Genomic DNA, 11675 nt, shown 5'->3' with positions numbered 1-11675 from the left:
TTTTGGCACGCTGTTGAGTTCTCAAGGAACGGACACTTCCTTCGGACCGCCTTCCAGCGGGCCCTCCGGGCGCTTCGTTCTTTCGTGTTTCCAGCCTATCAGACGCTTTCCGCCCCGTTTTCCGGAGTTTCATTCGTCCGATCCCGACTGGCGGGGCCGCTTTCCGCGACGGCTTCACAGTAGCGCATTTCGGCGTTCAACCCGAAATTCCCCGTTCACATCCGCCGGCAGGGATGCCGAACGACCCAATTGAATGGGCTTAAGAAGTGAAAGTAGGACTTGCTCTAAAGAAGACCGCTCCGGCCGGTTCGGGTCGACCTCTCGGTCCGTCCCGCGCACCCGCCCGCTTCAGCGACTCGTCCAACACTAGGCCAGTCTGCCGGTGCCGTCAAACACCTGAGGACCGGATCTGACCAGATCCGGCCCTCAGGGCTCAACGCCGCAGCTCAGTGGCGGTCGATTTTCAGCCGGCCGGCTTCAGCTCGGCGGCGGCCAGGTTGCGCTTGCCGCGGCGCAGGACGAGCCAGCGGCCGTGCAGCAGGTCCGACTCGGCCGGCACGGCCTCCTCGTCCGTCACCTTGACGTTGTTGAGGTAGGCGCCGCCCTCCTTGATCGTCCGGCGGGCCGCCGAGCGGCTCGGGGCGAGGCCGACGGCGACCAGGAGGTCGACGACCGGCTGGAGTTCGGCGACCTCGGCCTTGGGGACCTCGGCCAGGGCGGCCGCCAGGGTCGGGGCCTCCAGGTCGGCCAGGTCGCCCTGGCCGAACAGCGCCTTGGACGCGGCCACCGCGCGCTCGTACTGCTCGGCGCCGTGGACCAGGGTGGTCAGCTCCTCGGCCAGCGCGCGCTGGGCGAGCCGGGCGGCGGGGCGCTCGGTGGTCTCGCGCTCCAGCTCCTCGATCTCCTCCTTCGAGCGGAAGCTGAAGATCCGCAGGAAGTTGGGGACGTCCCGGTCGTCCGCGTTCAGCCAGAACTGGTAGAAGGCGTACGGCGTGGTGAGCTCGGGGTCGAGCCAGACCGTGCCGGACTCCGTCTTGCCGAACTTGGTGCCGTCGGCCTTGACGATCAGCGGCGTGGCCAGCGCGTGCACCGACTTGGCGTCCGCCTTGCGGATCAGGTCCGTGCCGGCGGTGAGGTTGCCCCACTGGTCGCTGCCGCCGGTCTGCAGCGTGCAGCCGTAGCGGCGGTTCAGCTCCAGGTAGTCCATGCCCTGGAGGATCTGGTAGCTGAACTCGGTGTAGCTGATGCCCGCGTCGGAGTTGAGCCGCCGGGCGACGGCCTCCTTGGCGATCATGTTGTTGACCCGGAAGTACTTGCCGACGTCGCGCAGCAGGCTGATCGCCGACATCCCGGACGTCCAGTCCAGGTTGTTGACCATGCGCGCCGCGTACGGGCCCTCGAAGTCGAGGAAGCGCGCGATCTGGCCGCGCAGGCGCTCGACCCAGCCGGCCACCGTCTCGGGGTCGTTGAGGACGCGCTCGGCGGTGGGCTTCGGGTCGCCGATCAGGCCGGTGGCGCCGCCGACCAGGCCCAGCGGGAGGTTTCCGGCCTGCTGGATGCGGCGCATGGTGAGGATCTGCACCAGGTTCCCGAGGTGCAGGCTGGGGGCCGTCGGGTCGAAGCCGCAATAGAACGTGACCGGGCCGTCCGCGAACGCCTTGCGCAGTGCGTCCTCGTCGGTGGACAGGGCGATCAGCCCACGCCACCGCAGCTCGTCGACGATGTCCGTCACGGTCACGACTCTCCTCGGATCGGGCGTCCGCGTCCGGTGCGGGCCCGATTCGGTCGGGCCCCGGTACGGGACGGCTCCAGCGTTGTAGAGGGTACGCGTTCCCGGCCAGGGGGTTTTCGCCCGGGCGCGCCGACGCGTCCTCCGGCGGGCACCGTGCGGACCCCGCCGGGCCTGCGGCGCGAGCCCCGGCGCATCCCTCCCGCCGGCCCCGGGACCCCGGCGGCCACCGGAAATTCCGTTGTTCGACGGCCACCGGCCCCTCCACAGTGGTTCCACCGCCGTGCGGCGGCAGTGACGTGTGTGGAGACGGTCGTGCCGCCGTGGCACGCCCGTGGGAAGGGTGTGCCGAGGTGCGCAACACGCTGGTTCTGAACGCAAGCTACGAGCCGCTGACGACGGTGTCGCTCCAGCGCGCCGTGGTCCTGGTACTCCAGGACAAGGCCGTGGTCGAGCAGGCGCATCCGCTGCGCACGGTCCGCGGTACGGGGGTGACCGTACCGGTCCCGAGGGTGATCAGACTGCAACGGTACGTACGGGTGCCGTTCCGACAACAGGCTCCGTGGTCGCGGCGGGGCGTCCTGGTGCGCGACCAGCACCTGTGCGCCTACTGCGGCCGGCGGGCCACCACGGTGGACCACCTGCAGCCCAGGTCGCGCGGTGGCGCCGACAGCTGGCTGAACACGGTGGCCGCCTGCGCCGAGGACAACCAGCGCAAGGCCGACCGGACGCCGGAGCAGGCGGGCATGACGCTGCTGCGCAAGCCGTTCGAGCCGACCCCGCAGGCGACGCTGATGATGGCGCTCGGCCTGCGCGGCTCGGACGTCCGGGAGCTGGCCGCCTGGCTCCCCGCCCAGGCCACGGCACCGACCGCGGCCTGACCACGGCCCGCCAGCGGCCCACCGCGGCCCGACCCGCGCCCCGAGCGGCCCGCCCTGCCACGGGTCGCCCCCGTGCGGGTGACCCGTGGCAGGGCACGCGCACGTCCGCGGCGGAGACCGGCCCGATCCGGGGGGACGGGCCGGTCCGCCACGGGCTCAGCCCTTGGCCTGGTACGCGGCCGCGATGCCGAAGTTCGCCGAGTGCTCGGGGACGGCGACGACCTTGCCGCCCCCGGTGAGCACCCGGCCGGACAGCAGCAGCGAGCCGGTGCCCTGCGGGAAGTTGCCGCCGACGGTCTCCTTGCCGTCGGCGAGCGCGAACCTGCTCAGGTGGGCGGGCTGTTCGAGCCGTTCGTCGGCGGCCAGCAGCAGGGCGCCGTCCGCCAGGCCGACCGCGCGCACGGTGCTCTTCTCGGCGGTGGCGGTGCGCCAGCGCTGCTTGCCACTGTCCAGGTCGTAGCCGACCACCGAGAAGGGGCCGCTGCCCCCGGCGGGGGCGAGCAGGGTGACCATCGTCCGGTCCCGGAACCAGACACCCGGGGTCGCGGAGAAGGCGCCGTGCGCCACGTCCAGCCGGCCGCCGTCGACGGCCACCGGGATCTCCGCGGCCGGATCGCCCTCGGTGCCCCAGGCGAACACCCGGTCGTCCCCGGGCTTCTCGCCCGTGGTGAGCACCGCAGCGGGCTCGGCCGACAGCACGGTGACGGTCTTCGGCTGGTTGTTCAGCCCGCGCCACCAGCGCACCTTGCCGTCGGCGGTGTTCAGCGAGACGGCCTGGTCGGCGGGAGTGGAGTCGGCGCAGGTGCTGGCCACCAGCACGGTGGTGCCGGTGACGCCGCCGGAGAGCGTGCAGAACTTGCCCTGGCCGGTGTACTGCCAGATGTCCTTGCCGTCCGCCGCCTCCCAGGCCACGACGTGGTCGTCGCCGACCGCGATCACCTTGTCCTCGGTGACCCCGACCCGGGCCGCGTAGGCGCCCTTGGTGTCGGAGAGCGGCTTGGTCCAGGCGGTCTTCCCGGTCTTCGTGTCCACCGCCGCCACCAGGGCGCACGGGCTCTTCGGATCCGCCTGGGGACGGAACAGCGCCGCCCCCAGGCCCGACGGGTTGACGCTCGGCGAGAGCCCGCACGGGACGGCCCCGGCCGCGGGCGGCTCGACGGCCCAGACCGGCTTGCCGCTCGCCAGGTCGTAGGCGCGCACACCGGTGCTGTCCGCGCGGACCACCGCGTTCTCCAGCAGCCAGCTGCCGAGCAGGGTGTCGTCCGCGCCCTGCGGCGCCGCCTCGGTGGGCTGGGCGGCCCAGGCCCGGGCGTGCGCGACGGTGAAGCCCGCCCGGCCGCCGCCTTCCTCCGCCGAACCTCCGTCGTCCTGGGCGGCGACCACCAGGCCCGCCGCCAGCAGGACGCCGAGTGCGGCCGCCCCGGCGCCGGCGCGCAGCAGCAGGGTGCGCTTGGCGGGGGCGTGGTCGGCGGAGACCACCGCGTCGGCGGCGGCACGGGCCCGGTCGGCGATCGAGCCGCCGCGGGTCTCCTTCCCCCGCCGGGCCGCCGACCGCGGCGCGGATCCGGGCGCGGCCGGGACGGGCGCACCGACGTCGGCAGCGGTGGCCGCGGCCACGGCAGCAGCGGCGAAGGTCGTCGCGGCGCCGACGGCGGAGGCGGCAGGGGCGGAGGGGACGGCGACGGGCTCCGGCGGGGCCGTGACCCAGCCGTCCGTGGTGTACGCGGCGTCCGCCGGAGCGTACAGCTGCTCACCGGCGGCCGGCTGCTGGACGGTGTAGGGGGCGTACTGCTGCTGCGCCTGCTCGGGGTGGCCCCAGGCGGGCTGGTACTGGCCGTCCACCCAGCCGGTCTGCTGCCCGTAGCCGCCCTGCTCCGTATACCCCTGCTCGGCGTACCCCTGCTGCCCGTACCCCTGCTGCCCGTACGCCGGGTACGGGTCGTAGCCGCCCTGGGCGGGGTAGCCGGCGGCCGGATCGGGGTGCCCGGTCGGCGCGGGCTGCCACGGCTGCTCGCCGTACCCGGCCTGCCAGTCCTGATGCTGCTGCGGGTACCAGTCGTGCTGCTGATCCCGGTCGAGGGGCTCCTGGGCCATCCGTTGCGTCCCTCCCGGCCGTCGCCAATGCGGCAGCCAGCATCTCACGGCGGCCGGAGCGGGCGGTTCCGGTGGTGCCCCGGAATCCGCCCGGGGCGGCTACCGCCCTGACTCGGCGCGCAGGGCCTCGTCGATGCGGGCGGCGAGGTCGAGGTCGAGGGCGGTGAGGCCGCCGGCGCTGTGGGTGGAGAGGACGAAGCGCAGGGTGCGCCAGCGGATGTCGATGTCGGGGTGGTGGTCCATCGCCTCGGCGGTCTCGGCGACGGCCGTGACGACCCGGATCGCGGCCGGGAAGTCGGGGGCGTCGGCGGTGCGGACGAGGCTGTCCCCCTCGCGGGCCCAGTCGGTCAGGCCGGCCAGTCCGGCGGTGATCTCGTCCTCGGTCAGCCGTGCTCGGCTCATCGCCGCGCTCCCTTCACCCGGGGGTCAGCCCTTGCGGCGAGGGCGGGGCACCAGTTCGCCGCCGCAGTTGGGGCAGGTGCCGGCCATCTCCTCGGTGCACGCCGGGCAGAAGGTGCACTCGTAGGAGCATAGGGAGGCAGCGCCGTCCGGGGTCAGCGACACCTCGCAGCGCTCGCAGTTCTCTCGCATCTCCAGGGCCATCGGGGGGTCCTTCCGGTCGGACAGGGGCGGCGGGCGGGGTACGAACGGGGCCTAGTCGGTGAGCAGTTTGACGACGGCGGCCAGGCCGACGACCACGATGACCCCGCGCAGCACCTGCGGCTTGAGCCGGCGGCCGACCTTGGCGCCGAGCAGGCCGCCGACCAGGGACCCGGCGGCGATCAGGCCGGCGGCCGTCCAGTTCACGGTCGAGGTGAAGAGGAAGAACAGGGCGGCGACGGCGTTGACGATCATGGCGAGCGCGTTCTTGACGCCGTTGATCCGCTGTAGGTCGTCCTGGAGCAGCATGCCCATCAGCGCCAGCAGCAGCACACCCTGGGCGGCGCCGAAGTAGCCGCCGTAGATGCCGGTGAGGAAGATGCCGGTGAGCAGCAGCGCGCCGCCGTGCGGGTCGCCGTCGGGGCGGCGGCGGGCGGCGACGAACTTGGCGACCCGGGGCTGGATCACCACCAGGACGAGGGCGAGCAGGATCAGGACGGGGACGACGGCGTCGAAGGCGCTGCTGGGGAGCTTGATCAGCAGGTAGGCGCCGAGCAGGCCGCCGAGCAGGGAGGCGGTGCCGAAGCGCAGCAGTCGGGCGCCCTGGTCGGCGAGTTCGCGCCGGTAGCCGATGACGCCGCTGAGCGAGCCGGGTACCAGGCCGAAGGTGTTGGAGACGTTGGCGGTGACCGGGGGGAGGCCGACGGCGAGGAGCACCGGGAAGGTGATCAGGGTCCCCGATCCGACGATCACATTGATCATTCCGGCTCCGACGCCGGCCGCCAGGACGGCGACCGCCTCCCACACAGTCATGAGTCATCCCTCGCTCGGGTGCTGTCCGTGGCGCGATCATGCCGGACGCCGGGCCGGGGGCACCAGCGCCGATCACGATTCGGGACGTTCGCCACACCGGGCCCGACCACGCACCGGGGCCCGCCCCCGTGCGGTACGGAGGCGGGCCCCGGTGGAGCGGTGCGGCCGGGCGGCGCGGCTACTCGGGGTCGATCTTGCGGTACTCGCGGGCCGGGTCGACCCGGGGGCGCGCGGCGCCCTTGGCGTCGGTGTCCAGCGGGCGCGGGCCGGCCGCCGGGTCGATCGGGACCTGGGTGGCCGCCGGGGCGGCGGGGCTCGGGGCGGCCACCGCGGAGCCGTTGGCGCCCCCGCCCAGCCCGGTGAAGGCGCCGCTGAGGCCCTTCAGCGCGTCGCCGACCTCGCTCGGGATGATCCAGAGCTTGTTGGCGTCGCCCTTGGCCAGCTCGGGCAGGGTCTGCAGGTACTGGTAGGCGAGCAGCTTCTGGTCGGCGTCGCCCTGGTGGATCGCCTCGAAGACGGTGCGGATCGCGGCGGCCTCACCGTCGGCGCGCAGTACGGCGGCCTGGGCCTCACCCTCGGCCTTGAGCACCTCGGCCTGCTTCTCACCCTCGGCCTTGAGGATCTGCGACTGGCGCTGGCCCTCGGCGGTGAGGATCGCGGCGCGCTTGTCCCGCTCGGCGCGCATCTGCTTCTCCATCGAGTCCTGGATGGAGGTCGGCGGCTCGATCGCCTTCAGCTCGACGCGGTTGACGCGGATGCCCCACTTGCCGGTGGCCTCGTCCAGGACGCCGCGCAGTCCGGCGTTGATCACCTCGCGGGAGGTGAGGGTGGACTCCAGGTCCATGGAGCCGATGATGTTGCGCAGGGTGGTGACGGTGAGCTGCTCGATCGCCTGGATGTAGCTGGCGACCTCGTAGGTGGCGGCGCGGGCGTCGGTCACCTGGTAGTAGATGACCGTGTCGATGTTGACCACCAGGTTGTCCTGGGTGATCACCGGCTGCGGCGGGAACGGGACGACCTGCTCGCGCAGGTCGATGCGGTTGCGGACCCGGTCGATGAACGGGACGACGATGTTCAGACCGGCGTTGAGCGTCCGGGTGTAGCGGCCGAAGCGCTCCACGATCGCGGCGCTGGCCTGCGGGATGACCTGAATCGTCTTGATCAGCGCGATGAAGGCCACCACGACCAGGACGACCAGGACGATAAGGACGGGTTCCACACACTCTCCCCTAGACGACCAGGGCGGTCGCGCCCTGGATTTCGACGACGTCGACCTGCTGGCCCGGCTGGTACACACTGCCCGGGTGGAGCGCACGGGCCGACCAGATCTCGCCGTTGAGCTTGATCCGGCCGCCCTCCCCGTCGACGGTTTCCGCGACGACCGCGGTGGCGCCCTGGAGCGCCTCGATGCCCATCTTGATCTGCGGGCCCTTCCTGAGCTCCCGGTAGGCGATCGGCCGCACCACGACGAGCAGGGCGACCGAGACCGCGACGAAGGTCAGGACCTGCCAGACCACGCCGCCGCCCAGGCCCGCGACGCCGGCCGCGGCGAGCGCACCGCCCGCGAACATGGCGAACTCGGGCATCGCCGTGACGACCAGCGGTATGCCCAGGCCGACGGCGGCCAGGAGCCACCAGATCCAGCTGTCCACGTGACCATCCTAGGGAGCGAAGGGCTGTCGAGGCGGACAGTTCCCGCAGGTGGACGGGGAGAAACCGGTCGCGCGTGCGACCGGTTCCGGATCGGCGGACTTCGGTGGGGATTCGGCGGGTTCCGCACCCGTGCCAACGGGGTCAGCCGAGCGGCAGGCCCTGCGCCGACCAGCGGTCGCCGCGGCGCTCCAGGGTGAGCGGCAGGCCGAAGCAGACGGACAGGTTGCGGGCGGTGAGCTCGGTGTCGATCGGGCCGGCGGTGAGCACCTTGCCCTGACGGATCATCAGGACGTGGGTGAAGCCGGGCGCGATCTCCTCGACGTGGTGGGTGACCATGGCCATCGCCGGGGCGAACTCGTCCTGGGCGAGGGCGCCGAGGCGGCGCACGAGGTCCTCGCGCCCGCCGAGGTCCAGGCCGGCCGCCGGCTCGTCGAGCAGCAGCAGCTCGGGGTCGGTCATCAGGGCGCGGGCGATCAGGGTGCGCTTGCGCTCGCCCTCGGAGAGCGTGCCGAACTTGCGGGCGGTGAGGGCGGACATGCCCAGCCGGTCGAGCAGCGCCAGCGCGCGCGACTCGTCGGCCTGCTCGTACTTCTCCTGCCAGCTGACCGTCATGCCGTACGCGGCGGTCAGCACGGTCTGCAGGACGGTCTGCTCGGCGGGGAGCTTGTCGAACATCGCGGCACCCGCCAGGCCGATGCGCGAGCGCAGCTCGAAGACGTCCACCTCGCCCAGCTTCTCGCCCAGCACGGTCACCTTGCCGCTGGTCGGGTGGAGGTAGGTGGAGGCGATCTGCAGCAGCGTGGTCTTGCCGGCGCCGTTCGGGCCGAGGATGACCCAGCGCTCGCCCTCGGAGATGGACCACGAGACCTGGTCGACCAGCGCGCGCTCCTCCCGGACCACGGATACGTCCACCAGCTCCAGCACGTCGCTCATGCCTACGCCTTCCCCAAAACAGAAATACGGCCGTCGGTGCGGGCGGGCGGCCCAGCCCTGCGACCGAGGGCACGGAGTGGACGCGCCGCACACGCATGGGCAAACCTACGCCACGCGGGTGGCGGCGCATTCCGTAGGCTGGCCGGATGCTCGCCTCACCTGCCGACAATCCGTACGAAGAGCCCCGTTCGGGACGCCTGACCGCCTGGGGCAACGCCCTGCTGCACGGCGCGGTACCGCCCGACAACGCCGCCGAGGCCGTCCTCGGCCGGGACGAGAGCCACCGGGTGGCCGGACTGCCCGGGGACGCCCCCGGCGAGCATCACGGGCTCACCTGGGCGCTCGGCCGGCTGCGGGTGCTGGGCGTGCAGGGCCTGCGGCTGGCCCTGCCGAGCGCGGGGCACCCGCTGGGGCTGACCGGCCCGGCCGCGTTCAACGCGCGGGCCATGGAGGCCGGGGAGGCGGTGCTGGCGGTCGGGGTGCCGCTCGGGCTGGTCCCGCTGGTGGAGGAGTTCGGCCCGCCCGGGGACCGCTCGGCGACCGTGCTCTGGCAGTGCTTCGAGGTGAACGACACCCCGCCCGCCGACGTGCCCTCGCTGCACGAGGCCGAGTTCGAGCTCGCGAACGGGCTGCGCGAGACCACCGCCGTCCTGACCCGGCTGGACGTGGCCGGGGCCGGCCCCGGGGCGCTGAAGGCACTGGAGGCGTACCGGCGGCGGGGCCACGTCGAGTTGCTGGCGCCCGGCTACCCGCCGCGCGCGGTGCGGGTGCTGGAGTCGGCCCGGCAGGTGGCCGCCCTGCTGTCGATCGCCTCGGACGGGCACGGCGCGGCGGTGAGCTCCTCCGAGATGGCGGCCCGCCGGGAGGCGCTGGCCCCGCTGTGGCGCACCGCGCAGCGGGCCCGGGTGGCGGCGTACAACGCGCTGGTGGACGAGCGCGACTAGGGCCCTGTCCGGGGCCGGCCGGGGCCTAGCCGGCCGCGCCGTGCCGGACGGCCCATAGGGCGGCCTGCGTGCGGTCCGCGAGGTCCAGCTTCATCAGGATGTTGGACACGTGGGTCTTCACCGTCTTCTCCGACAGGTGGAGGCTGCGGGCGATCTCCCGGTTGGAGCGGCCGTCGGCGATGTGCCCGAGGACCTCGCGCTCGCGCTCGGTGAGGGTGCCGCCGCGGCCCTGCGGCGCGCGCGGGGCGTCCTCGGACAGCAGCGCCTCGGCGAGCTCCGGCTGCAGCAGGACGTGCCCGGCGTGCACCGAGCGGATCGCGCCGGCCAGCGCCTCGGGGTCGACGTCCTTGTACACGTACCCGGCGGCGCCGGCCCGCAGCGCGGGGACCATCGTGCGGTGCTCGGTGAAGCTGGTGACGATCAGGATGCGGGCCCGGCTGCCCTCGCCCTTGAGGATGCGCAGCGCCTCGATGCCGTCGGTGCCGGGCATCTTGAGGTCCATCAGGACGACGTCCGGGTCGAGTTCCCGGGCCCGGGCGACGCCCTCCCCGCCGTCGGCGGCCTCGCCGACCACCTCGATGTCGTCCTGCACCTCCAGGAAGGTGCGCAGTCCGCGGCGGACGACCTGGTGGTCGTCGACCAGCAGGACGCGGATCGGCGGGGTGTCAGGCACCGGGGACCTCCATCTCGACGACCGTGCCCCGGCCGGGGGCCGAGTCCACGCTGAGGGTGCCGCCGACGGCGGCGGCGCGGTCGCGCATCGAGGCGAGGCCGAGGTGGCGGCCGGCCCGGCGGACCGACTCCGGGTCGAAGCCGCGGCCGTCGTCGGTGACCCGCAGGACGGCGCCGCGGGCCGGGGTGCCGGCCAGAGTGACGTCCACGCGGCGGGCGCCGGAGTGGCGCAGGGCGTTGTGCAGGGCCTCCTGGGCGACCCGGAGCAGCGCGGCCTCCTGGGCGGGCGGCAGGGCGCGGACGCCGTCGGCGGTGAAGGCGAGGTCGGCGGCGTGGGCCCGGTCGAGGACCTTCACCTGGGAGGCGAGGGTGGCGCCGAGGCCGTCCTCCTCCAGCGCGGCGGGGCGCAGTTCGACGACGACGGCGCGCAGTTCGTCGGCGGCCTCGGCGGCGAGCGCGGCGACCTCGGCGAGTTCGGCGCGGGCCCGGGCGGGGTCGCGGTCGACGAGTTTGGCGGCCGCCTTGGCGGTGAGGCGCAGCGAGAACAGCTTCTGGGCGACCGCGTCGTGCAGGTCGTGGGCGATCCGGGCGCGTTCGCCGGCCAGGGTGAGTTCGCGGCTGCGCTCGTACAGGCGGGCGTTGGTGAGGGCGAGGGCGGCGTGCGCGGCGAGTATCCGCAGGAGCTCCTCGTCGTGGTCGGTGAAGCCGCCGCCGCCCCGCTTGTTCGCGAGGAAGATGACGCCCATGACCTGGGGTTCGTCCTCGGCGGCGTCGGTGTCGAGGACGGGCATGCCGAGGAAGGCGCCGAGTTCGGGGTGGGCGGCGGGCCAGCCGCCGAAGGAGCGGGCCCGGCGGACGTCGGCGAGCCGGGTGGGGCCGGTCTCGTGCAGCATCTCGGCGAGCACGCCGTGCTGGCGGGGCAGCGGGCCGATGGCCTTCCACTGCTCGTCGCTGACGCCGTCGACGACGAACTGGGCGAAGCCGCCGTGGTCGTCGGGGACGCCGAGGGCGGCGTACTCGGCGTCCAGCAGGCTGCGGGCGGAGGCGGTGATCCGGCGCAGGACCTCGCGCACCTCCAGGTGGCGGCTCATGGCGAGCAGCGCCTGGCTGACGGCTTCGATGCCGCTGAGGCACGGGTCGCAGGCGGGGGACGGCCGGTCCCCGAACGCGGTGGGCATACCGCCAACCTACCGCCGCGTACCGGGCGTCCGCGTCGGTCGCGGGGCGGGAGGGTCGCAGGCCCGCGGACCTAGGCCGGAGGGCCCGTGCTCGCCGGCCCGACGGCGCTGTGGCCCTTGGTCCTGTGGCGCTGTGGCCCTCGGTCCGACGGCGCTGCGGTCCCGGTCCGGCGGCGCC

Annotated in this window: 12 protein-coding genes; 2 read left to right on the top strand and 10 right to left on the bottom strand. The window is 73.6% G+C overall.

Going from position 1 to position 11675, the window contains the following annotated elements; all coding sequences use genetic code 11:
* Positions 1 to 463: 463 nt before the first annotated feature.
* Positions 464 to 1732 (bottom strand): tyrosine--tRNA ligase, encoded by a 1269-nt coding sequence (tyrS, locus tag ACWGB8_RS23645; RefSeq protein WP_452215554.1) that lies wholly within the window; start codon positions 1730 to 1732, stop codon positions 464 to 466.
* Between the two features lie 350 nt (positions 1733 to 2082).
* Between tyrS and ACWGB8_RS23640 the strand changes: the two genes are divergently transcribed.
* Positions 2083 to 2610 carry an HNH endonuclease gene (locus ACWGB8_RS23640; RefSeq protein ID WP_452215552.1) on the top strand — a complete coding sequence of 176 codons (528 nt, stop codon included), beginning with the start codon at positions 2083 to 2085 and terminating at the stop codon, positions 2608 to 2610.
* Positions 2611 to 2766: 156 nt separating this feature from the next.
* On the opposite strand, the gene ACWGB8_RS23635 is transcribed toward ACWGB8_RS23640, so the two are convergent.
* The 7 genes from ACWGB8_RS23635 to ACWGB8_RS23605 all read right to left on the bottom strand — a co-directional run bounded on the left by ACWGB8_RS23635 (position 2767) and on the right by ACWGB8_RS23605 (position 8703).
* Positions 2767 to 4704 carry an outer membrane protein assembly factor BamB family protein gene (locus ACWGB8_RS23635; protein WP_452215551.1) on the bottom strand — a complete coding sequence of 646 codons (1938 nt, stop codon included), beginning with the start codon at positions 4702 to 4704 and terminating at the stop codon, positions 2767 to 2769.
* A 99-nt stretch (positions 4705 to 4803) separates the two neighbouring features.
* Positions 4804 to 5106: a 4a-hydroxytetrahydrobiopterin dehydratase gene (locus ACWGB8_RS23630; RefSeq protein WP_452215550.1), complete on the bottom strand. Its 303-nt coding sequence runs from the start codon at positions 5104 to 5106 to the stop codon at positions 4804 to 4806.
* Between the two features lie 24 nt (positions 5107 to 5130).
* The gene (locus ACWGB8_RS23625) at positions 5131 to 5307 is read right to left on the bottom strand and encodes a DUF1272 domain-containing protein (RefSeq protein ID WP_452215549.1); all 177 of its coding nucleotides are present in this window, start codon (positions 5305 to 5307) and stop codon (positions 5131 to 5133) included.
* 51 nt (positions 5308 to 5358) lie between these two features.
* The gene (locus ACWGB8_RS23620) at positions 5359 to 6117 is read right to left on the bottom strand and encodes a sulfite exporter TauE/SafE family protein (protein WP_452215548.1); all 759 of its coding nucleotides are present in this window, start codon (positions 6115 to 6117) and stop codon (positions 5359 to 5361) included.
* 178 nt (positions 6118 to 6295) lie between these two features.
* Positions 6296 to 7336: an SPFH domain-containing protein gene (locus ACWGB8_RS23615; protein WP_452215547.1), complete on the bottom strand. Its 1041-nt coding sequence runs from the start codon at positions 7334 to 7336 to the stop codon at positions 6296 to 6298.
* A gap of 10 nt (positions 7337 to 7346) precedes the next feature.
* Complete coding sequence (locus ACWGB8_RS23610) at positions 7347 to 7769, bottom strand: NfeD family protein (protein WP_452215546.1); 423 nt, start codon at positions 7767 to 7769, stop codon at positions 7347 to 7349.
* Positions 7770 to 7911: 142 nt separating this feature from the next.
* Entirely contained in the window at positions 7912 to 8703 is a 792-nt protein-coding gene (locus ACWGB8_RS23605) for an ABC transporter ATP-binding protein (protein ID WP_452215545.1), read from the bottom strand.
* 146 nt (positions 8704 to 8849) lie between these two features.
* Here ACWGB8_RS23605 and ACWGB8_RS23600 point away from each other — a divergent pair, with 146 nt between their 5' ends.
* Positions 8850 to 9647 carry a hypothetical protein gene (locus ACWGB8_RS23600; RefSeq protein WP_452215544.1) on the top strand — a complete coding sequence of 266 codons (798 nt, stop codon included), beginning with the start codon at positions 8850 to 8852 and terminating at the stop codon, positions 9645 to 9647.
* Between the two features lie 25 nt (positions 9648 to 9672).
* Here the strand turns inward: ACWGB8_RS23600 and ACWGB8_RS23595 are convergent, their stop codons facing one another.
* Both ACWGB8_RS23595 and ACWGB8_RS23590 read right to left on the bottom strand, forming a co-directional pair.
* The gene (locus tag ACWGB8_RS23595; protein WP_452215543.1) at positions 9673 to 10320 is read right to left on the bottom strand and encodes a response regulator; all 648 of its coding nucleotides are present in this window, start codon (positions 10318 to 10320) and stop codon (positions 9673 to 9675) included.
* The gene (locus tag ACWGB8_RS23590) at positions 10313 to 11497 is read right to left on the bottom strand and encodes a GAF domain-containing sensor histidine kinase (protein ID WP_452215542.1); all 1185 of its coding nucleotides are present in this window, start codon (positions 11495 to 11497) and stop codon (positions 10313 to 10315) included. The genes ACWGB8_RS23595 and ACWGB8_RS23590 overlap by 8 nt, the downstream gene beginning before the upstream one ends.
* Positions 11498 to 11675: the final 178 nt, after the last annotated feature.

This window comes from Kitasatospora sp. NPDC054939 (assembly GCF_053610105.1).
This window is presented reverse-complemented; position numbering and strand designations above follow the sequence as displayed.

Coding starts and splice junctions, on each gene's coding strand:
- ACWGB8_RS23635 (WP_452215551.1), bottom strand. CDS start 4,704: ATGGCCCAGGAGCCCCTCGACCGGGATCAGCAGCACGACTGGTACCCG.
- ACWGB8_RS23630 (WP_452215550.1), bottom strand. CDS start 5,106: ATGAGCCGAGCACGGCTGACCGAGGACGAGATCACCGCCGGACTGGCC.
- ACWGB8_RS23625 (WP_452215549.1), bottom strand. CDS start 5,307: ATGGCCCTGGAGATGCGAGAGAACTGCGAGCGCTGCGAGGTGTCGCTG.
- ACWGB8_RS23620 (WP_452215548.1), bottom strand. CDS start 6,117: ATGACTGTGTGGGAGGCGGTCGCCGTCCTGGCGGCCGGCGTCGGAGCC.
- ACWGB8_RS23605 (WP_452215545.1), bottom strand. CDS start 8,703: ATGAGCGACGTGCTGGAGCTGGTGGACGTATCCGTGGTCCGGGAGGAG.
- ACWGB8_RS23600 (WP_452215544.1), top strand. CDS start 8,850: ATGCTCGCCTCACCTGCCGACAATCCGTACGAAGAGCCCCGTTCGGGA.
- ACWGB8_RS23590 (WP_452215542.1), bottom strand. CDS start 11,497: ATGCCCACCGCGTTCGGGGACCGGCCGTCCCCCGCCTGCGACCCGTGC.